Source organism: Furfurilactobacillus rossiae DSM 15814, assembly GCF_000428925.1.
GTDB lineage: Bacteria > Bacillota > Bacilli > Lactobacillales > Lactobacillaceae > Furfurilactobacillus > Furfurilactobacillus rossiae.
On record NZ_AUAW01000015.1, the window covers coordinates 1 to 23,550 of the forward strand.

The 23,550-nt window shown below is 43.4% G+C and carries 28 protein-coding genes and 1 tRNA gene; 17 read left to right on the top strand and 12 right to left on the bottom strand.

Annotated features, from left to right (window positions below; all coding sequences use genetic code 11):
• From G400_RS14980 to G400_RS15795, 3 genes are all read left to right on the top strand, one after another.
• Positions 1–268, top strand: a 268-nt coding sequence (locus G400_RS14980) for an IS30 family transposase (RefSeq protein WP_035143863.1), incomplete at its 5' end; no start/stop codon positions are given.
• A 162-nt stretch (positions 269–430) separates the two neighbouring features.
• Positions 431–2,416, top strand: coding sequence for an N-acetylglucosamine-specific PTS transporter subunit IIBC (gene nagE, locus G400_RS0109525; RefSeq protein WP_017260422.1), 1,986 nt, complete (start codon positions 431–433; stop codon positions 2,414–2,416).
• Positions 2,417–2,508: 92 nt separating this feature from the next.
• Positions 2,509–2,925: an immunity protein Imm33 domain-containing protein gene (locus G400_RS15795; protein ID WP_017260423.1), complete on the top strand. Its 417-nt coding sequence runs from the start codon at positions 2,509–2,511 to the stop codon at positions 2,923–2,925.
• A gap of 81 nt (positions 2,926–3,006) precedes the next feature.
• Here the strand turns inward: G400_RS15795 and G400_RS0109535 are convergent, their stop codons facing one another.
• Positions 3,007–4,263, bottom strand: coding sequence for a peptidoglycan bridge formation glycyltransferase FemA/FemB family protein (locus G400_RS0109535; protein WP_017260424.1), 1,257 nt, complete (start codon positions 4,261–4,263; stop codon positions 3,007–3,009).
• Positions 4,264–4,363: 100 nt separating this feature from the next.
• Between G400_RS0109535 and G400_RS0109540 the strand changes: the two genes are divergently transcribed.
• Both G400_RS0109540 and G400_RS16325 read left to right on the top strand, forming a co-directional pair.
• Positions 4,364–4,451, top strand: a tRNA-Lys gene (locus tag G400_RS0109540).
• A 283-nt stretch (positions 4,452–4,734) separates the two neighbouring features.
• A complete protein-coding gene (locus G400_RS16325) occupies positions 4,735–4,878 on the top strand; it encodes a putative holin-like toxin (RefSeq protein WP_017260425.1) in 144 nt (47 codons plus the stop codon).
• Between the two features lie 260 nt (positions 4,879–5,138).
• On the opposite strand, the gene G400_RS0109550 is transcribed toward G400_RS16325, so the two are convergent.
• Both G400_RS0109550 and G400_RS0109555 read right to left on the bottom strand, forming a co-directional pair.
• Positions 5,139–5,321, bottom strand: a complete 183-nt coding sequence (locus G400_RS0109550; protein WP_017260426.1) for a hypothetical protein — start codon at positions 5,319–5,321, stop codon at positions 5,139–5,141.
• A gap of 60 nt (positions 5,322–5,381) precedes the next feature.
• Positions 5,382–5,741, bottom strand: a complete 360-nt coding sequence (locus G400_RS0109555) for a VOC family protein (RefSeq protein ID WP_017260427.1) — start codon at positions 5,739–5,741, stop codon at positions 5,382–5,384.
• A 227-nt stretch (positions 5,742–5,968) separates the two neighbouring features.
• Here G400_RS0109555 and G400_RS0109560 point away from each other — a divergent pair, with 227 nt between their 5' ends.
• From G400_RS0109560 to G400_RS0109570, 3 genes are all read left to right on the top strand, one after another.
• Positions 5,969–7,522 (top strand): ABC-F family ATP-binding cassette domain-containing protein, encoded by a 1,554-nt coding sequence (locus G400_RS0109560; RefSeq protein WP_017260428.1) that lies wholly within the window; start codon positions 5,969–5,971, stop codon positions 7,520–7,522.
• Positions 7,523–7,535: 13 nt separating this feature from the next.
• On the top strand, positions 7,536–8,138 hold the full coding sequence (locus tag G400_RS0109565; RefSeq protein WP_017260429.1) for a pentapeptide repeat-containing protein: 603 nt from the start codon (positions 7,536–7,538) through the stop codon (positions 8,136–8,138).
• A 208-nt stretch (positions 8,139–8,346) separates the two neighbouring features.
• On the top strand, positions 8,347–8,631 hold the full coding sequence (locus G400_RS0109570; protein WP_017260430.1) for a LasU family protein: 285 nt from the start codon (positions 8,347–8,349) through the stop codon (positions 8,629–8,631).
• A gap of 222 nt (positions 8,632–8,853) precedes the next feature.
• Here the strand turns inward: G400_RS0109570 and G400_RS0109575 are convergent, their stop codons facing one another.
• Positions 8,854–9,348 carry a hypothetical protein gene (locus G400_RS0109575; RefSeq protein ID WP_017260431.1) on the bottom strand — a complete coding sequence of 165 codons (495 nt, stop codon included), beginning with the start codon at positions 9,346–9,348 and terminating at the stop codon, positions 8,854–8,856.
• A gap of 125 nt (positions 9,349–9,473) precedes the next feature.
• Here G400_RS0109575 and G400_RS0109580 point away from each other — a divergent pair, with 125 nt between their 5' ends.
• Positions 9,474–9,764 carry an ArsR/SmtB family transcription factor gene (locus G400_RS0109580; protein ID WP_017260432.1) on the top strand — a complete coding sequence of 97 codons (291 nt, stop codon included), beginning with the start codon at positions 9,474–9,476 and terminating at the stop codon, positions 9,762–9,764.
• Positions 9,765–9,832: 68 nt separating this feature from the next.
• The gene (locus tag G400_RS0109585; protein ID WP_017260433.1) at positions 9,833–10,471 is read left to right on the top strand and encodes a glutathione S-transferase N-terminal domain-containing protein; all 639 of its coding nucleotides are present in this window, start codon (positions 9,833–9,835) and stop codon (positions 10,469–10,471) included.
• Between the two features lie 72 nt (positions 10,472–10,543).
• Here G400_RS0109585 and G400_RS0109590 read toward each other — a convergent pair whose 3' ends face one another.
• Positions 10,544–11,488, bottom strand: coding sequence for a nucleotidyltransferase domain-containing protein (locus G400_RS0109590; RefSeq protein WP_017260434.1), 945 nt, complete (start codon positions 11,486–11,488; stop codon positions 10,544–10,546).
• A 142-nt stretch (positions 11,489–11,630) separates the two neighbouring features.
• On the opposite strand from G400_RS0109590, the gene G400_RS0109595 reads away from it, so the two are divergent.
• The gene (locus G400_RS0109595; RefSeq protein WP_017260435.1) at positions 11,631–12,083 is read left to right on the top strand and encodes a MarR family winged helix-turn-helix transcriptional regulator; all 453 of its coding nucleotides are present in this window, start codon (positions 11,631–11,633) and stop codon (positions 12,081–12,083) included.
• Positions 12,084–12,099: 16 nt separating this feature from the next.
• Complete coding sequence (locus tag G400_RS0109600; protein ID WP_017260436.1) at positions 12,100–12,615, top strand: GNAT family N-acetyltransferase; 516 nt, start codon at positions 12,100–12,102, stop codon at positions 12,613–12,615.
• Positions 12,616–12,621: 6 nt separating this feature from the next.
• On the opposite strand, the gene G400_RS0109605 is transcribed toward G400_RS0109600, so the two are convergent.
• Positions 12,622–12,903, bottom strand: a complete 282-nt coding sequence (locus tag G400_RS0109605) for a hypothetical protein (protein ID WP_017260437.1) — start codon at positions 12,901–12,903, stop codon at positions 12,622–12,624.
• Between the two features lie 39 nt (positions 12,904–12,942).
• Positions 12,943–13,848, bottom strand: a complete 906-nt coding sequence (locus G400_RS0109610) for a metallophosphoesterase family protein (protein WP_017260438.1) — start codon at positions 13,846–13,848, stop codon at positions 12,943–12,945.
• Between the two features lie 177 nt (positions 13,849–14,025).
• Here G400_RS0109610 and G400_RS0109615 point away from each other — a divergent pair, with 177 nt between their 5' ends.
• A complete protein-coding gene (locus tag G400_RS0109615; protein WP_017260439.1) occupies positions 14,026–14,796 on the top strand; it encodes a nucleoside phosphorylase in 771 nt (256 codons plus the stop codon).
• A 126-nt stretch (positions 14,797–14,922) separates the two neighbouring features.
• Positions 14,923–15,333, top strand: coding sequence for a GNAT family N-acetyltransferase (locus G400_RS0109620; RefSeq protein WP_017260440.1), 411 nt, complete (start codon positions 14,923–14,925; stop codon positions 15,331–15,333).
• A gap of 385 nt (positions 15,334–15,718) precedes the next feature.
• Here G400_RS0109620 and G400_RS0109625 read toward each other — a convergent pair whose 3' ends face one another.
• Entirely contained in the window at positions 15,719–16,525 is an 807-nt protein-coding gene (locus G400_RS0109625; protein ID WP_017260441.1) for an oxidoreductase, read from the bottom strand.
• A gap of 173 nt (positions 16,526–16,698) precedes the next feature.
• Between G400_RS0109625 and G400_RS0109630 the strand changes: the two genes are divergently transcribed.
• A complete protein-coding gene (locus G400_RS0109630) occupies positions 16,699–17,283 on the top strand; it encodes a TetR/AcrR family transcriptional regulator (protein WP_017260442.1) in 585 nt (194 codons plus the stop codon).
• A 137-nt stretch (positions 17,284–17,420) separates the two neighbouring features.
• Here the strand turns inward: G400_RS0109630 and G400_RS0109640 are convergent, their stop codons facing one another.
• From G400_RS0109640 to G400_RS0109650, 3 genes are read right to left on the bottom strand one after another with little or no spacing between them, the layout of a single operon-like run.
• Positions 17,421–17,879: an NUDIX hydrolase gene (locus tag G400_RS0109640; RefSeq protein WP_017260444.1), complete on the bottom strand. Its 459-nt coding sequence runs from the start codon at positions 17,877–17,879 to the stop codon at positions 17,421–17,423.
• Positions 17,880–17,938: 59 nt separating this feature from the next.
• Positions 17,939–18,403, bottom strand: a complete 465-nt coding sequence (locus tag G400_RS0109645) for an NUDIX hydrolase (RefSeq protein ID WP_017260445.1) — start codon at positions 18,401–18,403, stop codon at positions 17,939–17,941.
• Entirely contained in the window at positions 18,400–19,614 is a 1,215-nt protein-coding gene (locus G400_RS0109650; protein WP_017260446.1) for an MFS transporter, read from the bottom strand. The genes G400_RS0109645 and G400_RS0109650 overlap by 4 nt, the downstream gene beginning before the upstream one ends.
• A gap of 130 nt (positions 19,615–19,744) precedes the next feature.
• Between G400_RS0109650 and G400_RS0109655 the strand changes: the two genes are divergently transcribed.
• Entirely contained in the window at positions 19,745–20,599 is an 855-nt protein-coding gene (locus G400_RS0109655) for a helix-turn-helix domain-containing protein (protein WP_017260447.1), read from the top strand.
• Positions 20,600–20,682: 83 nt separating this feature from the next.
• Here the strand turns inward: G400_RS0109655 and G400_RS0109660 are convergent, their stop codons facing one another.
• Positions 20,683–21,333, bottom strand: coding sequence for an NAD(P)-binding oxidoreductase (locus tag G400_RS0109660; RefSeq protein WP_017260448.1), 651 nt, complete (start codon positions 21,331–21,333; stop codon positions 20,683–20,685).
• A gap of 183 nt (positions 21,334–21,516) precedes the next feature.
• Between G400_RS0109660 and G400_RS0109665 the strand changes: the two genes are divergently transcribed.
• Positions 21,517–23,484 (top strand): M13 family metallopeptidase, encoded by a 1,968-nt coding sequence (locus G400_RS0109665; RefSeq protein ID WP_017260449.1) that lies wholly within the window; start codon positions 21,517–21,519, stop codon positions 23,482–23,484.
• Positions 23,485–23,550 lie beyond the last annotated feature (66 nt).

Below are 23,550 nucleotides of genomic sequence, written 5' to 3' on the forward strand. Positions count from 1 at the left end.
TGATCATGGTAAGGAGTTTGCCGATTATCGATCCATAGAACAAGACTATCAGATTAAAGTGTATTTTTGTCACCCGTATTCACCATGGGAACGGGGATCTAATGAATATTTCAATCGACGGTTACGTTGGTTTTTCCCGAAAAAGACTAACTTTGACCAGATAACGACTGATGAAATCCTGGCAGCACTTGAGCTTATTAATCAACGACCATTAAAAATCCATCATCAACAGACTGCCATTGAAAGTTTCCGGGCTTGTTCGGATTAAACTTGTAATTTGCCTTGTTGAAAACAATTGGTACAGTTGAAGTTTGAAGAATGGTATAGGTCAATGCAGGCGTTTGAACGCTTGCATATCAATTCTGTAAATGTAAACTATTCACATTGGTATAAAACAGATATACAGAATTGATATGGGAGTGCGATGAACATGAAGGATTACTTTCAGCGAATTGGTCGGTCATTGATGTTGCCGGTCGCCACGCTGCCCGCTGCGGCGCTATTGATTGGGATTGGGAACTGGATCGGCGGTAAAACAACTGTCGGTGTGTTCTTGGTTAACGGTGGAACCGCAATTTTGGATAATTTGGCGTTGCTGTTTGCGATTGGTCTGGCGCTAGGCATGTCGGAACGACAAGATGGCGCGGCCGCAGTGGCTGGATTGGTCGCCTACATTGTGCCGGATTACATGTTAAACCCAACGCAATTGGCGACATTATTACATATGAAGGTGAGCGCTGTAAATCCAGCGTTTACAGCGATTCACAATAATGTGTTGATTGGAATTATTGCAGGACTAATCGCCGCTGCACTTTATAATCGGTTCCATGAAACTAAGTTGCCGATGGCCTTATCCTTCTTCTCAGGCAAACGGTGTGTCCCGATTCTGGCTGCCGTAACAATGCTGGCTGTGACGCTGGTGATGTTGTTTGTATGGCCAGCCGTTTATGGCGCACTCGTGTTGTTTGGGACATCGATTGCTAAGCTTGGCTGGGTCGGTGCCGGATTGTATGGTTTCTTCAATCGGCTACTGATTCCAACGGGGCTACACCATGCGCTGAACGCTGTATTCTGGTTTAACGTTGCTGGTATCAACGACATGGGTAAATGGCTCGCAGGTACTGGTGTTAAAGGGGTAACCGGAATGTACATGGCAGGGTTCTTCCCCGTCATGATGTTCGGCCTGCCAGCCGGTGCTTACGCAATTTATCGGAATGCTAAACCACAGAACAAAAAGAAGACTGGTTCGTTGATGTTGGCGGGGGCGTTTGCTTCCTTCTTCACTGGTGTCAGTGAACCATTAGAATTTTCGTTTATGTTTGTCGCTTGGCCGCTGTATGTGTTGCACGCTATTTTCACTGGGCTATCCTTGGCGTTTGCGGCGGCAATGCACTGGACCGCTGGCTTTTCCTTTAGTGCAGGATTCGTGGATTTCTTGCTGAGCACACGGATGCCGCTAGCGCATCTGCCATTGATGTTGCTGGTCCAAGGCATTGTGATGGCCGGCATTTACTACTTTGGTTTTGATTTTGCGATTAAACGCTTTGATTTAAAGACGCCAGGCCGTGAAGACGACGTTGCGTTGGCTGATGATAACACAGCTGATGTTGCAGGTGCCACAGACGATAAGTACTTACGTCAAGGCCGCCGCATCTGGGCAGCTGTTGGCGGTAAAGATAATATTCAACAGATGGGTAATTGTACGACGCGGTTACGCTGGAAGTTAAACGACACTGGCAAGATTGATCAGCCGGCGATTAAAGCTGCTGGGGTGCCAGCGGTTAATGTGTTGGACAAACACAATGTGCAGATTATCGTCGGCACTGAGGTTCAGTTTGTTGAAGACGCGCTGGAATCCATCTATCGCGGTGAAGTGCCAGCGGTTGCGACGGCCGGTGTGGATGAGACCGCCGGTAACGCTGTCGATGTGTTTACACCAACGGATGACGCAGAGACGACCACGACAACGTTTGCGGCAGTTGCGACGGGCCGGTTGGTCAAATTGAGCGATGTGGCGGATGATACGTTTGCTGGCAAGGTACTGGGTGACGGGTACGCCGTTGAGCCAAGTGCAAACACAATTGTTAGTCCGGTGGCTGGCAAACTGACGATGGTCTTCCCAACTAAGCATGCGTTTGGTGTTACGACGGCTAGCGGTCTGGAGATTCTGGTTCACGTAGGCATCAACACCGTTGAACTGGATGGCAAACCATTTGAAGTGTTGGCAACGGTCGGTGATGAATTAACAGCGGGACAGCCTGTCTTGGACGCAGATATTCAAGCCATTCGGGATGCTGGCAAACACGCTACGACAATGGTCGTCGTGACCAATATGGATCACGTTGACGACGTTCAGGTAGATGCTGTGAAGAATGTCGACGCTGGTGATGACGTGGCTGTCGTTAAGGGTCACTAAACTGTCATTTGAAAGTCACTGTAACTTTGCTTGTGGAATGCGTATACTGGTGGAAAGAGTAATGCCGAAACGCATTTTTAGGGGGAAGTCACGTGGCAGATAATGAACATGATATTGTTGCGAAACCATTGAAAAACGCAGGTGCCAGCTTGGTATCCAACACGATTTTACAGGGCAAGGGACCGCTGAAGTATGCGATTCGTGAAGACGCTGTCGCAGATGCGGATAATGGCTGGCGATTCTTTGCGGAGAATGATACAGATCCGTTGAGTACGGAGATGACGCCGATTGATTTCAACCTGATTTTACAGATGCAACCAGCGGTGTTTGGCATCTACGAATACCCAGCAGGTAGCACCCTGCAACTCGTCGTGTCACCAGATGGCGCCGCACAGTGGTGGGATAATGATTTGGAACACCCTGTTAAAGTGCGGGCCCCAAAGGCGGAAGAGTTGGCGGATGATGCGCCGGATGACGACAACTCTGACGCTGCAAATGAAACAAAATAATGCAAAAAAGCCACCAGTCACAATGTTTCGCTAAGATACTTGCGAAATTAATTGTGATTGGTGACTTTTTATTTTGCGGTATTAGTCTCGACCAAGAACGTGTTGCAGGGTAGTGATGCACTTATATAACACTGGTCGAACAGGTCGCTCAAAAACGCCGACTGTTTCAAAGGTTGACCCGTCAAAGCCTTGTTTGAAACGCAGAACGCCATCGTGACCGTCGAAGGTACCGGTAACGTTGTAGAAATTATAGTTTGTAATGTGTTTTTGCACACCCATGGTTAACATGTGATCTTGAATCACATAGGGTGCCAAGAAAATCTTGAAATCTTCATTGGTAAAGCTAAAGTCATACGCAATTTCTTGAGGTTGGATGATAAACATTGCGCCCGCAGGTACCGCAACGTCACCATATTGCGCACGTAAGTCCTCGGCAATTTTGATGTGTTTTTCATGTGGTGCGATTTGTTTTTCAAACTGAGCTTTTTTAGTTTTATGCGACTTACTGTCAGGGTACTCAACGAGGGCCGCGTCTTCCTTGCCAATATTTTCCTGGATCTTCCGAATGGTGTCTTGTTGTTCTCGAATGAAATCGGGCAAATTTAGTTCGGCAAAGATGAATTTAATGTTATCACCGTATGTTTTATAACATTTTTGATAGAAATCTAGCGGCTTGTCCTTAAATCCACGTCGTTTGGCAGTTGCCGTCGTGTACTTTTGAAATTGACCAAGTTCGTCATAACCAATCTGACGAAGTTTGACACCATATGCAGGAGCCTTCTTTAAAGCTGATTTAACGGGCTTGCGGTATGACTTGCGTAACGTTTCTTCCGTAAGGTCGCTAAGCGGTTTAATGAATTGGTAGCCCAGCGAGATTTTAGAAAAGTGACCATCGTCTCCGACTGGTGTAACCGGCGTGTAAGAGAAGCCGGCTGCTTTTAAGTCTGGCACCGTGTTTTCATGCATCTGCTTAACGACATGACCATCATCGGCGAATTGCTTAACAAATTCTCTGGGTAGCCAGCGCAGCAGAAGTCCCTTTTTTGCCTTACAGTACGCAGTCATCTGATCGGCAAAGAAACTAACTAGTGCTTTGTCGTCATAATCCATTAATGGGCCAGCGGTTACTTCGAATAAGTAGCCTACGCGTAATTTTCGTTGACTGTACATTGCCGCAGCGATGAGCGTGCCATCATCGTTTGTAACGCCCACAAAACCAGTTTCCGCGCCTCGCTCAGACAAAACTTCCGCTTGATACTTTGTTTGATAAAAAGTTCCCTGTGGATGCTTTGCCTCAAATTTCATGAATTCATCTGCTGATACCTGTTTGAACTGCATTGTAATCCCCCGTGGTTCTTTATATGTTCATTTACTTTACCATTATATGCTAAAAAGTTTTGCAACAATAATAATATTGTGATAAGTTATTAACTGTTGTGGAGAGTTACTCAAGTCTGGTTGAAGAGAAATGTTCTTTTGAATGTTAGGTCACTCGTGGCGCGGGGGTTCAAATCCTTCACTCTCCTTATATAGTAAAAGCATCAAGACATTTTAGTCTTGATGCTTTTTTGTAAACAGAGAAGAAAAACGATTCGATTAGGTGTTAAGCGGATAATGAGCCATTTGAGTAGACCATTTTAAAGAATGTTTTATTTGAACCGCTTATTAGTCGAAATGCGTTTAAACGTGCAAATGCAAAGATATTAATAGACAAAAACTGTCGCAACTCCATTAGCGGTCCGGTACTAATTAAACTTAGTTGAGGTTTAAAAGAGAGGCGGTTTGTTTTCAGATTTGAGGTGATGCTCTATGGCTGACCTAGCATACGAAATTCTACTCGGAAAGAAAATGGTTATGCATCAAAAGGATACATTGACGCTGATGTTAGCAGCTGCTACGTTTGTGGTACTGCTGATAGGCTTGATTATCCAAATCATTGCGTTACTTATGTAATGATGGCGCACAAAAAAGCCCTCGGAAACTTTGACCAGTCAGACAGGGCTTAATTTGTGCTATTTGAATTAAACTTCGAAAACGGGCCACCGCTCTTAAAGCGGCAACTGAGGGGCTATCGGTGTACCAGCACCGGTAGCCTTTTTTCTACACACATATTTTACCACAAAGGATTACTTTAGGAATCGTAATAACATTCAAACGCGAATCAAAGCTGTCGGTCTGACGATGACGATTAACATAACAGGTATCAGTCAAACTTACTTTTGGTGATCTTCAGCCCACTTACCGTGGCGAATGCTAATGGTCATGTAAAGTACAAAAGCAATTGTGGTTGCACGAGCTAGCATACGACCACCTTTACTGCGGGTATTGAAATCATATCCCCATCCGAAACGACGTGGTTTGAACAAGCGATGATAATCGTGTTTAACAGGTTTCATAAATACGTTCCTCCTTATCGCGAGTGACGAACAATGAACAGCAACTTTACTAACTCAATTCTACTTGGCACGCTCCAAAATTTCGATTAAATTGCCTTCAAAATCGTTAATATAAATGGCTTGAAGATCGCCATCCGGTGTCGGTCCAGCGATAATGGGTACCCAGTAATTTTGTAAGTGACTGACAACGTCCTTGATCCGGTCATGGGCGTGAAGAATGAAATCTGGCTGGGCAACATCCTTGTGGGCTTCATGTTTGGGCACAGTAATGAAAGTCAGTGGTTTGCCAGCTACCGTGACCGTTTCAGTGCCGTCAGGTAGGACATCATCAGGCATGTCGAAGACCTCGTGATAAAAACGCCAAGCACGTTGTGGATCGCTAACGTTAATTTGATACTGACTGATGGTGCGCACATTCATGGCGGAAGCCTCCCAATAATTATTCTATGTCGATTGTAGCATACGCCACGTTGGTAAAAGCCCTCACGAGTGTGTTATATTATTAAATACTGTATATATGAAGAAGACTGTGTCAAACGGTTGCTAGATGAAATTAAAAGCGCAATTTAAAGGGCCGGGATGGACATTTTGGACATGCCGGTTTTCTATCGGACACAGCACGACTAAGGGAAAAAGAGAGTAACGAAATGAGTTTGTTAGAAGTATCTGGTTTATCGATGAGCTTCGCCGATAAAAACCTATATGAAGATGCCAGCTTTCAATTAGAGAAAGGTGAACATCTCGGGATTGTCGGGCAGAATGGTGCCGGTAAATCAACATTGATTAAAATTTTAACGGGTACGGTGTTACCTGTCGAAGGTAGCATTAAGTGGCAAAAAAATATTCGTATTGGTTACTTGGATCAGTACGCTGACATTCCAGAAGGGATGACGCTGATTCAATTTTTGCACACGGCTTATGCTGACTTGTACGCTATGGACGAGCAAATGCAGAAGTACTACGCAGATTATGCGGAATCCATGGATGACAAGTTGCTGGAAAAGGCTGGGCGAATTCAAGACGAACTGGCAGCACGTAATTTTTACGAAGTTGAAACTGAAATTGAACGGGTCATCAGTGGTTTAGGGCTGAACGAAATCGGCAAGGACCACGTGGTTTCAGAAATGTCTGGTGGCCAACGGTCAAAGATTATTTTGGCTAAGTTGTTGCTGGAAAATCCCGATGTCATTCTGTTGGATGAACCGACTAACTACTTGGATGTGTCGCACATTCAGTGGTTGGAAGATTATCTGAATGGCTTTGAAGGTGCCGCGATGGTCATTTCACATGACTATGACTTCTTGGAAGCTGTGACAAACGCCATCTGTGACGTTTCGTTTGGTCAGATCACAAAGTATCGTGGTAGTTTCAAAAAAGCCATGAAGCAGAAGGAAGAGAAGCGTGAGGCGCAAGAAAAGGCTTACGAGAAACAGCGTGTCGTGATTGAAAAGAACGAAAAACTGATTTCTAAGTTTAAGGCTGGTTCACACTCTAACTTGGCCAAATCGCGTGAGAAGATGCTGAAACATATGGATCGGATCGATCCACCGTCAGATGCATTGCAGGCACGATTTGACTTTCCATATTTGGACACAGGTTCGCAAAACGCATTGGTGGTTCGTAAAATCTCTGTTGGGTATGAGCATCCACTGTTAGCACCTGTGACGTTTACGTTGGGTACTGGTCAGAAGATTGCGTTTGCCGGGTTCAATGGGGTCGGTAAATCGACTTTGATCAAGTCCATTCTTGGTCAGCTAAAACCATTGTCTGGTGAAGCCGAGTTCTCACCATCTGCCAAGGTGAACTATTTTAGCCAGGATCTGGTGTGGGACGACGATAGCAAGACACCCTTACAAATTATTCAGGATGAATTCCCGACGATGTTGCCGAAAACGATTCGGACTAAACTGGGTGCGGCTGGGATTAATGCGGCTAACGTCATGAAGCCGATGAACCTGCTTTCTGGTGGTGAACAAACGAAAGTTAAGCTGGCTGTCATGGAGTTGACGCCATCGAACTTCCTAATCATGGACGAACCGACCAATCATTTGGATGATGAAACGAAGCATGCGTTGGCTGATGCACTGAACAAGTTCAGGGGCAATCTGATTATGGTTAGCCATGAGGAAGGCTTTTACGACGACTGGATTGATGAAGTACTGAACGTTGAAAAGCTGAGTTTACGAAAGTCAGATAAGTAGATAGGAGACAGAAATGGCAGACACAAATGTAGTCGAGGGCCAAACATTGTCGTTGGACGATGTAGAACCAGATCACCAGTATGTGAAGTGTCATTTCACCGTTTCCAATGCGCCGATTCGACTGATGGATGCGAGCTTTGACCACTGCACGTTTGATCAAGCAAACTTTGATAACGGTGATTTCAGCCGCGTAACCTGGACGCACAGTCAGTTTTTAAATGCGACTTGGCGTGAGACGAGTTGGTTCGATTGCAACCTGAAGAGTTTGCAGTTAGCTGGCAGTGACTTTAGCGAATCCGTGATGAAGAACAGCACATTCGACTCCTGCAAACTAACATACGCAAATTTCAGCGAAATGCGCGTGGAAAACAGTAAATTTTTAAATTGTGATTTGTTAGAAAGTGCGTTTCAGGCCGTTCGAGCTAAGAAAATCGTTAAGTTTGATGGCTCACGACTAACTGGGCCAGACTTTGTCGAAACACGCTTGAAAGGTTTTGACTGGCATGAAGCGGAGTTTGACACGTTGAGTATGAGTGCCAACTTAGCTAGCGGACTGGTTGTGAGCCAGTATCAAGCTGCTCAGTTAATTGGGATGTTTGGTATTGAAGTTAAATAAAATGAAGTCGCTAATCACGTGTAAATTGTGGTTAGCGACTTTTTTGTCTGACTTTGAAAACTTTCGTTGCGGTTATGCTGAAATGATAGTTTTAAAGTCTAGATAAATGACAGATATAAATGTGTAAGATAAAATATGGTTATCGAATCATAGTGTTAAAGTTATTGGTGCAAATTGACGTTGGCTATAGAACAAAGGTGATATTAAGATGAAAAAGACAATATCCATCGTTCCAACAATTGTCGCTTTATTTGTAGTTGGAATTCTACCTTTTATCTCAAAAATGAATGAAGTGCTCAAAAGTACGATTACAGCTTATACGTTGTTTGGCTTGGCAGGTTACAGTTTTTTACTCGTTTTTTTATACTGCATGCAGAACGCCTATCAAGCAAAAAATAAGCTAAATAGACATGAAAAAATGTATGTTGGATACTTTGTGATTTTGTTGATTGGATTAACTTTGTTTGGATTAACTTCAATGTTTTATCAGTGAGCTGCTAAACATGATTCTTAGTTAAAAGTCGTACAATTCCAAATTATTATAAATGCGAAAAAGTTAATTTATATTCATTTTCAAAACAAATATAATTTCGACGATCGTATAATGTTGATGAACAAAGATAGTCACAATTTATGCTGAGTCGTATTTTCTAAATAAGGCATAGCAAACGTTCACCAGTTGTCCGTTTGTTATGCCTTATTTAGTATTAAAGGTTTAATTATGACGGCGTTTGTCACTCGCAATAGATGCGGAAACAGCATACGCCAAGAGCGCAAACGCTAGGCCCGTACCTAAATCTATTAGTGCGTTGAAGGGTAAGCGACTAACGCTGGTGTCGCCAGTTATTGGATTGAAAATTAGAGTGAATAAGAAAAAGAAGATGGCTAAATCAATCCCGGCAAACGCCGACCTGAGAATAAGCCAGCGTCGTGTCGTGTTTTGATTTTTAAGCGTGCCATTTGGATCTTGGCTACGAATGAGTTTTCCAATTGAACCCCCGCCAAACGTATAGATTAAAATGGTTAACAGAGCTAAGAGACTAGTGCCGTGGCTGAGACTACCAGCCGGCCAATCTAACGCCAAACTGACTAGTGTGAAGGGAAGGCTTAACACCGCGGCCCACAATAGTCCGTTTAATAGGCGATTGTTTAGCGTTTGTGTCTGTGAGGATTCTTTAGGGTATACGAGATATTGCAAAAGTTTTAGCATGGTCTACATCTCCCTTTTTGATCTATCCTAATGATAGAATAAGCTGATTCTCAATAACAGAAAAGTCTTTTGGGATAGCGGTATCATTAGTTGAAATAAATTTGTTTTGGCTGTATCTTTGTTCTATGAATATCGAACAACAAGCAATTGACGACAAACTAGCAACAATCTTCAAAGTGCTGAGTGACCCTCACCGCATTAGCATTCTCCGGATTCTTCATGAAAACGGTCATGAGATGACGTGTGGTGAGGTTGGTGAACAACTGAACCTTGCTAAATCAACGGTGTCTTACCATTTTAAGGCATTACGAAAGGCCGGTTTGACTAATACACGCAAAGTTGGACAAACAAAGATGTTGTCCATTAACGAAACGACATTTGAACAATATTTACCGCACTTTTTTGATGTTTCGTAGTTACCGTTTTTATTTTTTGGATATTAGTTCGATAATTATCGAACTAATTGAAACAGAAAGGGCGAATGATGATGCAATTATTCTATGCTGCTGGAGCAAGTTCCATGGCGCCACATATTTTATTACGAGAATTGAAGCTGGATTTTGAATTAAGACACGTTAATTTGGATCAAAAAACGTGGTCAAAAGGTGATTATAACGATGTTAACCCGAAATCGTATGTACCTGTTTTAGAGTTGAATGATGGAACTCGATTAACAGAATGTGCCGTTATTTTGGAGTATCTTGCTAGTCACGAGCACCGGCTAATTGCGGACTATGATTCGAAGCAATACTGGCAACAACGACAGTGGCTGAATTATCTTGCCACTGAATTGCATAAAAACTTTATTTCCCCGTTTCGTACTGGAAATTGGCTGCCGAATACGGCAGAAAGTAAAGCGTTGGTTTGGCAGCGTGTCTTACCACGATTACAGTTTGTCGAAACCACCTTTGAGGATGGTCGACAATGGCTAATGGGGAATGACTTTTCGTTAGTCGACCCATATTTATTTGTGATGACAAACTGGCTTCACAGATTGAATTACAGTTTTGAAACTTTGCCACGGCTAAAGGCGTTTGATTCACGCATGCGTGAGCGAGCCAGTGTTATCGATACTTTTAAGGTAGAGGGTAAGCCGCATGCATTGACTGATTCAACTAATTAAAGTGCATAAAACAACCGGTCAGTTGGCTCGAATATTTGAGCTAACTGACCGGTTGTTTGCTTTGGAAGATTGTTAAAGAAGTGATGTGAGTGCTGCAGCGTATTCTTTGCTAAAAGTTTGTAGTTGCTCACTGGTAGGTGCTTGAAAATGATTTCGATTGAGCAGCGTTAAATTTGGTTGAGAAAATTGATTTAAAAAGACATCGAGCGTTTGACCTTCTTTTAAGCAATCAAAAAAGAGAAATAAAGTCTCGCCACACATCGTGTAACGCATCAGTGCATAATTTTGCTGGATTTCATAACGATGTAATTTTCCAGCTAACAGTGTTAACTGAGTCTTGGTGTTGTATGGTTGTACCAATCTTGGCTCGCAAGCGTGTTGTAACGTTTGAAAATCGTCGATTATTGGCTGGCTAGAACATCTTTCGGCAGTAGCGCCAAGCAGTTGGTTTAACTGATTCAGTACAGGATTATGCGTGGCTGTGTCAAAGACGGCCTGGTTACCCAGTTTACGGCCATTAATGAATGCAAACTGCATATTTAATTGCCCAACTAACCATAATTCGGTTTGATACGCCGAAAAAGACCTTGCAGGTTGCTGTGCTAAAACATTGAGTAAGCGACGGTTGGTATTTATAAATGCATGCGAATAATCGTTCTTGGAAAATTGATTAATTCGTTTGTTAACCGATTCTTGATAATTGGTGAGACGAAGATTATTGTCGCAAACAATGACATTTTCGAGCCAGTAGCGATTATCAAATGCTTCATCTGGTGATTGGATTGATAGCGATGAGTCGACTTTCTTGAGGTAGCTAACTTGAAAAAGGCGATTTTGAAACAGGACATCAATTTGTGTTTCGTCGTGATTTTGGTTAAACACAAGCAGGTCAATGTCGCTGTTTGCACTCATTTCACCACGTGCAGTTGATCCGGTTAGGACAATTTCAGTCTCATTAGGACAGTATGTTTGGCAAAAATGAGTGATTAACTGTTGTGTTGATTCTGTTAGTGACATTTAATTGCTCCAATCTGGATGTGTCTGTCCACCATATTTTTTATTATAAGGCAGCAAAAAAGAAATAATATACAATATTTTGTTTTAATCACAACAAAATACTGTATAATCTTTATAACAAACTAGTCAACAGGAGAGAAATATGGAAGATGTATTACGTTCAATCGGTAAAATTTCACGTGCATTAGATGCGATTTCTAATATTGATTTCCAGAACATCGACCTTACCAAAGGCCAGTATTTGTATCTTGTGAGAATCTGCGAAAATCCCGGCATCATTCAGGGGAGGTTGGCGGAACTCGTAATGGTGGATCGCACGACGGTGTCACAGGCGATAAAAAAGCTGGTTAATAACGGTTTTATTACACGTCAACACAGCGAAACGAACCTTAAAAACTATGAACTTTACCCAACGGCCAAAGGAACGGCCATTTATCCACGACTCAAACGTGAAAATGCGTATTCGACTGACAAGGCGCTGCAAGGCTTTTCAAAAGCAGAGGCGCAACAGTTGGCGGCCTTTTTGGAACGGATGACCGTTAACGTTAACGAAGACTGGAAGTCAGTAAAAGCAGGCGTCCCACGAGATTATTAACAATCATGGAGGATTTATGACAGTACAAATAACAGCAGTCACACCACAAGACGTAACAACGCTACGTGAGGTCAGTTGCGCAACATTTCAAGATACATTTGGCTCTGAAAATAGTGCGACGGATTTACAAAACTATCTTAACCGCGCTTACTCAGTCGATCAATTGTTGACAGAAATCAATAATCCGGAATCGTGGTTCTACTTTATTAAAGTGAATCAGGCGGTTGCGGGTTATCTCAAATTAAATGTTGGCGAGGCACAAACGGAGAAGATGGGGTCGGATGCGTTAGAAATACAGCGGATTTACATTCTGCCGTCGTTCAAGCGCCAAGGATTGGGCACGCAACTATTCAATCAAGCGACTGCCAATGCGGAAGATTTGCACAAAAGGGCAATCTGGCTGGGCGTTTGGGAACACAATGACGCGGCTCGCAAGTTCTATCATAAAATCGGGTTCCAACCAGTCGGCGACCATGTATTCCAACTTGGTTCCTCCGTCCAGCGGGATCTAATTATGAAACGCACTCTGTAGCCCAATCTAAGTGAGATCTTCTGGATCAATTTCGAGCGTTGGCCAGTGGGATAGGGTCGATAAATCAGTATCATAGGGCACACTGTAAACCATATAGTAATGATCCGGTTTCTGTTTGCGAAGGCGAGTGAGCTGCTGTTGAGCTTGTTGAACGTCTGTTGTGACATAAAGCAAACCGACCACGCCGACCTTTTGACCATCTGTGTTCGATTCGGTCCAACCGCCCAGAATTACTTTTAACGGTGCTTTGCCGGATAAGCCAAGTTGAATTAGTTCTTCATCGTTCATAATTGTGGCCGCCTTTCATCAAAAAAGTTTTAAATCTGTTTAATGGTCGCCTTTACCTGGCATATCATCAGCATTGTCCTGTCTTTCAGGAATCGGTAAACTGTTTAGAAAATCGATGGCTTGTTCACGATAATGATGTTCCGCGTTGACCTTAGTTAAGGTAGCGGCATCATGAGTTGAGGCATGTCCGGTGAACATCAGTTTCTGATATAAATCGATATATGGAAAATGTAGATCTTTAGCACGTTGCAGTTCGCCGTCCATGTCATACGGGACGCGACGGAAATCAACATCTTCAATGCCTTTTTCTGAAATTGTGAGCAATAGGTAACTGGCGGCACGATTAGCTAACAGTTTATCGCGGGTAAACCAGATTTGACCGATGGAACCGGGATTCAACACCATCTGGCCATTTGATGTATATCGCCAAACGGGTGTATGCGTGTGCGCGTAAAGGGCCACATCCGCGTCGTGGTTATTTTCGGTGAGAACGTCGAAGTTTGTTTGGGTCTCAGTAGGAAATAGCGAGTGACCATGATTCTTAGTCGGAAGATTATGTGACATCGTGAAAACAAGATTATCAATAACTTTTCGGCCGGTCATGGGCAGGTTTCTTAATTGGGCTTCTCGTTGAGGTGTGTAACGAGCGTGCTCATACTGGGCCAAAATGGTGAAGTAAACATCAGTGGGATCGTCAAAGTTCACACCTTTTTTCGGTTTGCCCATGATAAAGTTGTAGTCACTTTCCCAGTTGCCCATGAGGTATTGGGTGGCGCCAACTTGTTCCAATAAGTCATAGCATTCCGCTGATGTCGCGCCGCCAAGCGCAATATCACCCAGTGACCATACTTCATCGACACCATGCTTTTTCGCGTCGCTGAGGGCAGCGCGCAAAGCTGATGCATTGCCATGACTGTCTGATAACACCGCAATTCGATAATCCATGTCGTACCTCCGTCTCTCTTCAAATCTCCGATTGGCGAGTGCTTGCTGAATTTCTACACTCTGTCTTTAGTTTACTGACCGTTTGCAAACTTGCAATCAAAAGGTTGCAACGGGGGTAGACGAATAATCAAGTTAAGTGTAATCTTAACATTAAAATTTGATGAGGGGATGAGGACGATGACAGAATTACCATTATTTAACTTTGATACAAACCAGGTGGGCGTCACCGATCCGCATGAAGACCCCGAAATCATTGCGGAAACGAAGTGTCTATTTGCATTTGTCGAAACCGCAGACTTGGTAACGTTTTTACAACCATATCATCCGGTTGAGGTGGGGACGTTTAGCTGTATTACCAGAGAATTTCCGATTTTACGCATTGAGGTTGAGGGTCAACTGTTGACAGTGATGCAGGCGCCACTTGGAGCTCCCGCTGCGACGCAGATTTTGGATTATTTGATTGGGCACGGTGTTAAACAAATTATCAGTATGGGCAGCTGTGGTGTGCTGACCGATCACGCTGAGGGCGCCTTCTTGTTGCCAATGAATGCGTTGCGCGATGAAGGTACTTCCTACCATTATCTGCCGGCAGAAACGACGGTAACATTGAATCCGGTAATGCAGCAGGCAATTGAGACAACTATCACTCAGCGTCATGAGACGATTGCCCGTGTAAATACGTGGACGACAGACGGTTATTTCCGCGAAACTGAAAAGTTGGTTGATCAATACTGCGCCGCAGGTTACCAAACGGTGGAAATGGAATGTGCTGCGTTGGCCGCTTGTGCCCAATTTCGCGGTGTCGATTTTGGTCAGTTTTTCTTTACGGCTGATTCACTAGCGCATACAGATGCCTATGATAAACGTGATTGGGGCCGTTCGGCTCGACAAACGGCGCTACGTTTGGGATTAGCGACACTCGTAGCGCTTCCTAATTCATTAAATTAGTGGACATGCATAAAATGATTGCCCGATAATGAAATCAAAAAGAAATCCGGAGGTCACCATCTATGGGGTGTGACAAACGTAAGACTACACTTTGCTGAGATGTTAAGCAAAGTGGAGGACAATTAAATGATTAATATTAAAACCGTTTCGACGATGGACAAACAGGATGTCTTAACGCTATACAATGCGAACGGATGGATTGCTTATACGCAAAACCCGCAAGCATTGATGACTGCGATTGCGCATTCAGTCAACCTTGCGGCGTTCGATGGCGAAAAGCTCGTGGGGTTGCTGCGCTATGTGACTGATGAGGTGTCGATTGCCTTTATTCAAGACATTTTGATACTGCCCGAATACCAACGACAGGGGATCGGCCGACAGTTGATGATGACAGCGATGAAGCGACTGAAGAATATCGGTCAGGTTCATTTGTTGACTGAAAACGAGCCGAAGACTGTTGGGTTTTATACCGCAGTTGGTTTTCGTAATGCGGCTGATGCAAACTTGGTCACATTTACGATGGAGAATCGGTATTAAATTCATTCGACGCGTACATTGCGGTTGCGGAGGAAAAATCATGATAATTTGGACTTATAAATTATAAAATATAAAGCGAGTAAAAAACGGGGCAGTCACGATATGTGGCCGTCCCGTTTCACTGTAAATGGGCCTTGGGGTCTAAACTTTTAGCGGACATGATATAACTGCAATGTTAAGAGAGCATCATGGCAATGACATCCCCTGCCAATCCGCAAAAGCGGTGGTGGAAACAACAAATGAGCAATCGTCACCTTACCAAAGATGGGACGACTGCTCTTTTTTATGGTTCAATTTTGATGAGGTTTCCGTGCTGTTTTTGTTAGGCTTCATGGTGCTTTGATTAAGTTATAAATCCTCTAATATCAACATTTTTAGGCCTGTTTTATAGACCGCCACTTACCATGCGGTCAAACATTCGGTAAGAAAGTTTGCGAGCGGCAATAACCATCCACTTATCGCGCATTGTGGCTTGATAACGCGTTTTAGGATGTTTGGTTTGAGCAACTTTGAGCATTAAAGCGCCGATTTGATCCGCCGTTTCTAATCCGGTCGGGGTGGCGCTGGTAAAGGCATCGACCATCTTACGGTACGCTGAGTTGGCTGGTGTAGCCGCAATGAGGTGATCTGCGGAAATTTTTAGCCAGTTAGTATTGGTACCGCCGGGTTCAGTGATGACAACTTCGATGCCGAACTGTTTGACTTCTAAACGAAGTGAATCGCTGAGCGCCTCAAACGCGTGTTTGGAGGCAAAGTACCAGCCGCCAAGTGGTGCGTAAATTTGACCAACGATGGAAGAGTTGTTGATGATCCGGCCAGAATGTTGAGCCCGCATCGTTGGCAATACCAGTTGGGTTAGGTTCATGGCCCCAAAAACATTCACATCGAATTGTTGCTTGGCTTCTTCGGGGGAGACGTCTTCCAGCGCGCCAAAAGAGCCATAGCCAGCGTTATTAATTAGGATGTCAATCCGGCCAGCGTCTTTTAGTACCTGATCGACAAAGGCCTGGTTAGATTGGGGATCAGTGACGTCCAAACGAAGGGTGTGGATACCTAATTTGGACAAGTGCGCCATTTTTTCAATGCGGCGGGCGCCGGCGTAAACAGTATAACCAGCGTCAAAGAATTGTTTGGCCGCCGATTCACCCATGCCTGAGGATGCACCAGTAATGATCGCAACGGGTTTAGTCATGTTAATAATCTCCTTTAAGGAATATAAATTCTTTTATTGAGCAAAAAAATAAATGAGTAACTGGATTCAATTGAACGTGTTTTAATATAAAAGAATTTTTATTCTTTGTCAATCATTTGTTTAAAAAGACTTTTTATCTTGACCAGGAATCTAAATTCTTTTATAGTGGCAACATGAGAGAAAAAGATGAAAATCGTCGGCAACATATCCTTGACGTGACAACAAAAATGATTATTTCAGAGGGTATTAGCGGCGTGACCCTAACCAAAGTAGCGAAAGCGGCAGGTATTTCGCAATCTAATATTTATATCTACTTTAAGGACAAGGCAGATATCGTCAAGCAAACCTTTTTAAGTCGTAAACAGCTCATTGGTGATTATTTAATGACGCATTATTCACCAAAGGGCAGTGCTATTGAAAACCTAACGCTGTTTGCGCGGGCACTTTATCAGTTTGCTATCGAAGATCCTGATGACATGGCGCTTATTCAACAATTTAATGCGTCGCCTGTGCTCGCAACGTTAGATCTATCAAAGGAAGACGCCGAACTAAACTTTAACCAGATCTTCAAAGAGCTAAAGCAGGGTGTTGAAGGCGGCGAACTGCGTGAGATGGATCCTGATGTTATTTTGACCATGGGTTTTGTCACGATTACGACATATGCACAACGAGTGGCTGCTAAAACGATTGATCCTGTTACGACGCCTTTGAGTGCCGTCATTGATATGATTATTGCGGCTAGCAGAAAGCCGGCCTGAATTTGCAAACGGACTTGAAGCAAATGTGGTCGACTTTGAATGATCAGTATATTGAATTGTTGGGTGCTGATGGGGAGCAAGCGTTGCGAACCTTACTGAATGCTGATTTCGATGTACTTAAAGCTAACAAAGGCTAATTATTGTTTGGCAACCCACTGTTTTAGGCAGTCGAGCATATCCTGACTTTGCTTGAAAAACAATGCTGGTGCGCTATCCAAATCGAAGAAGCGCACCGCGGTAGTTTCGTTGGTTACCTGATCCAACAGGCGACCACCAGCCTCTTTAACAACAAACAAAGTAGAAATGATTTGCGTTTCATCGCCGTTAGGGTAGGTATAGAAATATTTATCGAAGACACCGAGTGTTTGGTTCACTGTAACCGATAGCCCAGTGTCTTCTTTAAATTCACGCACCATTGCTTCCTTGTATGACTCGCCGAATTCCAAGTAACCGCCTGGTAGACACCAGCCACCAGTATCTGCGCGTTCTTGGAGTAAAATTTGTTGTTGATCGTTTAGTAAACACCCAGTTGAAGAATTCAAAATTAATGGGCGATGACCGGTAAGCGAGCGAATCTCTTTAATATAATTTGCCATGTCGAACACTCCTGTTTCGTTCAATTAATGTGGAAAATTTAATGGGTCGACCAATCAGGTTAATCATAAAACGGAATGTCGGATTGTTGAAGATGTTTCCAAATCATTTTAGCTTGATTGTTGAACAATTGGGGATGATCTTTTAGCGAAAACCAACGTAATGAGCTGGTCTCATCGTTGTCTGCATTAAGCTGACCGGATACTAGCTGCATTTCGAAAATGATGCCAACTGTTTGCGCAACGTCACCATTGGGATAGTGAGCAATGAAATCGGAAGTGGTGCCTAACAGTCGCGTTACTTTAGTTAGGAGCCCCGTTTCTTCTTGAATTTCCCGAATGACAGCGTGGCGAGTCGACTCGCCGTACTGAAGCATGCCGCCGGGGAAACCCCACAACTGTGAGTCTGATCGTTGCTGCAATAAGATGGGCCCGTCAGTATTTCTGAGGATGCCACCAGCAAAGACTAGGATAAGTGGCTGATGGCCGATGATTTGACGTAAACCTTGTATATAATTTTCATTCATTTTGTTTCCTTCTCTCTAAAAAATAAGTGCGTTATGAGTGCCGTAACAATCGTGCCTAAACTGATAAGTAAAAAAGTGAAATTACCGATTTGATTAATAATCTGACCGAAGAGAAAACTCCCAAGTGGTGCTAAACATGAAACGGTTAAAAAGACAGCGCTGAAAACACGACCAAGAAATTCACGGTTAGTATGCGTTTGAACAAAAGCAAAAAAATTGATGTTGAACCGGGCCATGATGAATTCACAGACAAATGTGATCACTAACAGGAACCAATAATTGGTCCAAAATCCAGCAAGTCCGAGAATCGCACTGCCACCAACGAGGTCGGCAAACATTTGCCGCAAGTTAGCTTCACGATTTCGTTTACCGACCCACAAACCGCATAAAATACCACCGGCCGCCTGGGCAAATAAAAGCCAGCTGTAATTGATCGCAGGTAGTTGATAGACATGGTGAATCAGGTAAGGCAGGAGAATATCTAGGCCGGCATAGAAGAAGTTGACCCATGCACAGATAATTATGATATCCAGCAATGCCGGCGTTTGCCTAAGGTAGGTGAAACCGGTGATCAAACTGTTAATGAAATTTTGTTTTTCGTGATTTGGGGCAAACCGGTATCTCAATGTTGCATCCAGTACTGCCGCGAACACAAATGACCAACCATTTAGCCACATAAAGGCGCGGAGGTTCATGAAACTAAAACCGATTAGCAGACCGCCTAAGGCTGGCCCAACGAGTTTAATTAAGTAAGACGTACTGTTTGTGGTCGCGTTAAACCGCGGTAGGTGATCTTTATCAATAATTTCTGGGGTGATGGCCTTAACGGATGGCGAATTAAATGCGAAAACGAAGGCCAAAATGCCCGACATGACAGTGAGAAGGACAATTTGTGGTCGTTGAGTATTGATAAACAGGGCAACCGTGATGCAGGCCACCGCCGAGAGCAAGTCTGAGCAGATCAATAAACGCTGGCGATTGTGTTGATCGACGACAGGACCGGAAAAAAGGTTTCCTGCCACCATTGCTACTCCAGCGACAGCGTTGATTGTGCCGAGGGCACTCGCGTTGCCGGTGAGCTTGATTAGATACCAATTTAGCGCAAATGTATAAAGAATACTGCCGAGCTTAGAAATGATGGCACTGCTTAACAACGGCCAACTAAAATGATGCGTCTGAGTGCTTGTTTCCGTTTGAATTAAAGCCTTCATGATTTCCGTTCGCCTCCTTGAATTAATAATTCTCAGTGTAGCCGGCGGGAAGAAATTGAAGATTTTTTGTCTCTGATTTCGACATTGCGTATAATCTGAAGTGTTAGTTAGGGATGAAGGAGGCTACGCAATGACAGTCGGTGAAGTGCTTCGCCAGTTACGTATCGATAAAAATCTGACCCAAAGAGAAGTGGCAGCAGGTATTATGTCACGTTCTCATCTATCTGAATTGGAACATGGTGATTATTACCCAGCATATGACACAATGTTGCGCCTACTTCGGCGCTTAAATATCACGTTGACAGAGTTTCAAACCGAGATTGGCGCCATTTCTGACGAACCGGGACGAGCTTATATTCAGCATACGAATCATTTATCAACGGAGCAGAAGTTGCCTGAGTTGGAACGTTACCTCACCGAGGTGTTTACAGATGATGTGGCTAAGTCCGATCTGCGTTTACGTATGAAGCGATTAAATATGCTGGGGCTGGTTAACTTCGAACTGCACCCACAGACAGTGAATTTAAACGATTATCAACCAATTTTTGATTACTTACTAGGATGTCAAAATTGGCACGAATACGAAATTCGGTTGCTGGCAAACTCAATTTTTCTGGCCCAATATGACGTTGCCAAAATGTTGGCCCATCAGTTTGTAACGAAGGGACGCCGTGTTCACTTCCACGATTTTAAGATTAAAGTGGCGCTGTTCTTTCACAATCTAATGGAAATTGCGCTTGATCATGGGGATGACCGGTTATCGAAGCAGTATGCGACCCAGTCCTTGTTTTACGGAAAAGCCGCGCACAGTCTGTCGTTTCAGATTGATGCAGAAATCTTCCTGGAATTAATCGCCATTCGTGCGGGAACAGATATCGGTCAAAATAAACAAAAAATCGAACACCGAATTTCGATGTTCGAAGAATTAGGCTATCAAGATGTTGCCAACAGTCGACGTCAAGCGGTTAAAAAATATCTTGCTTGAACGTATGGTGCAGTAGCCACAAAACGACGCGCCAACTCTAATAAGGGGTCAACGCGTCGTTTTGTTATCTCATGTGAATGTTTTTAGAATGCTTGGTCAATCGGTGTGTCACCGGAGCCAATCGTGTAGGATTGGCGAATTGTATCAGGTGCATCGATCAACTCAGTAATGGTTGCGGCGACGTCGGCGCGCGGAATCTTAACGCCTTTTTCGTCAGCTGGGTTAATGGTGATTTCACCAGTACCGGCGTCATTAGTTAAATATCCAGGGCGAATGATGGTGTAGTCGAGACTAGTTTGTTTCAGCATTTCGTCCGCGTAACGTTTGGCAATCATGTAAGGCTTGATGCCACTTGCGTCCCACGCTTCACGGTGATTGCTGAAGATGGAGCTGACCATGATATAACGTTTGATGCCAGCCTGTTCAGCACCTTCCATGGTTTTAACGGCACCGTCTAGGTCAACAATTAAGGTTTGATCGTCACCAGTCTTGCCACCTGACCCTGCGGAGAAGACGATGGTGTCCGCGCCAGTGGCCTTGAACTGCTCAGCCATTTTATCTGGTAGTGCGTTGAGGTCAAACTCAGTTGGGTGGACAAACGGACTGTCTGGGAATACGTCAGCCTGTGCAAGGTTACGAATGCCAGCAAAGACTGCGATACCCTTCTCCGCCAAATCGGCAACGATTTGTTGCCCAATATGACCATGTGCACCAACTAGAAATACAGAACTCATAAGAATCCTCCTTAAACTGTAACTGAAATAATTTCAATAACAGCAGTGTAGCGACAATAAACAAAGATTACAAACATTTACAGCTGAGTTTCCTGAATCCCTTTTGTTTAGGTGAGAGAATTGCTATACTAAATGAGAGTTTTAACCATTTTCTAATGTTAGAGAAAGAATTGGAGATGTTTTATGAGTTTAAAACATAATTTGACCGCGTCTTTAGTTGGTGGGGCCAGCAGTGCAACTGAAGGTACTGCATCAGTTAAAGACGATCTATACCTAAGTGTTAACGGGGAATGGCTGAAGACAGCAAAAATACCAGCGGATTTGCCAACTATCGGCGGTTTTACGGATCTAGAAGTCGGCATCGAAACAACGCTAATAACAGATTTTGAAGAAATGTTAGCTGGAAAGGTAGAACCCAATAATGTCTTGCTAGCTAATTTTATCGAGTATTATCGACTGCTTAATGACGTCAAATCCCGTGACAAAGCAGGCTTTTCGCCAATTAAGAGTTTAATTGATGAGGTACAGTCTGTTTCTGATTTTAAGGAACTCCAAGACAAGTTGTTGCCTTTTCTCAAACAAAATGTTGGTAGTTTGTTTCCACTTAGTGTTGACCCAGACATGAAGGATGCAAAACACCATGTTTTAACGGTAGGCGCCCCCCGTCTTATTTTACCTGATACGACGTATTATGAAGCCAGCAACGAGCAGGGATCTCAGCTTTTGCAGTTATACAGAGGTATGATGACGAAGCTGTTCACAGAAGCTGGTTTTGCGGAATCAAAAACTCAGCAAATTTTAGATCAAGCTTTTTCGTTTGATGCTAAGCTGGCACAACATAAAAAGAGCAGTGAAGAAATGTCAGATGTAGTCAAACAATACAATCCAGAAACACTGACAGAATTCGGTCGACATAGTTCAGTTCTTGATTTGAAAGCTTATGTTGATTTAGCCTTAAGCGGCCGTGTGACGCGGGTCATTGTTGATGATCCTAAATATTATAATGGGCTTAATGACATTATTACGACTGATAGTTTAGGAGAAATTAAAAGCTGGCTGCTTGTGCAGATTCTACATAAGTGGAGCGGTTACCTTTCTGAGGACATTCGGACCATCGGCAGTGAATATGGATGCGCGCTAATGGGCATGGAAGAGGCAACGCCTCTTGAAAGATATGCCTTTGAGACAGCAAAAAATCAATTTGACATGGTTGTCGGCGATTATTATGCTCGCAAATATTTTGGTACAAAAGCAAAACACGATGTTATGCATATGGTTCAACGAATGGTTGATATTTATAAAGAACGTTTATCACATAGCGATTGGCTAAGTGAAGAAACACGTCAAAAGGCCATTTTAAAACTTAAGACATTGGTTCCAAATGTCGGCTTTCCTGACAAAATTGATCCAGTTTATAGTAAATATGTTGTTACGCCTGCCTCAGAAGGCGGAACTTTAGTTGGTAACAGGTTGCGTTTTCGTGAAATTGAATTACAAAATAATTTTGACCAAATTAATCAGCCTGTAGATCGAACAATGTGGGCAGATATAGATCCAGCAACTGTCAACGCATACTACGAACCGACGGCCAACATCATTGTCTTTCCTGCAGCAATCTTACAAGCGCCTTTTTATAGTTTAAAGCAGACTGAATCTGAAAACTTTGGCGGTATTGGTGCTGTGATGGCCCATGAAATTTCCCATGCATTTGACAATAATGGCTCTCAATTTGATGAACATGGAAATATGAAAAATTGGTGGACAAGAGTAGATTTAGAACATTTTAAAAAGCTAACGGATTCAATGGTTGAGGAATTTGATGGTATTGAATTTGTTGGGCAAAAAGTTAACGGTAGGTTGACTGTGACAGAAAATGTTGCAGATGGTGGTGGACTAAATTGTGCGTTAGAAGCAGCAAAGACAGATACTGATTTTTCTGCAAAAGATTTCTTTGAAAATTGGGCAAAAATTTGGCGAGAAAAGTCTAGTACGGAATTTTTACACTGGGTTATGGCTACTGACGTTCACGCACCATCCAAACTACGTGCCAACGTTCAGGCTCAAAATATCGACGATTTCTACACCACGTTTGATGTTCACGAGGGTGACGGGATGTGGTTAGCACCCGAAAAACGAGTTCACATTTGGTAGGCCGTCGTTGTTGATTTTACGTTGGCAACGGTGAGATAGTATTGGTGTTTGAACGATAATAAAAAT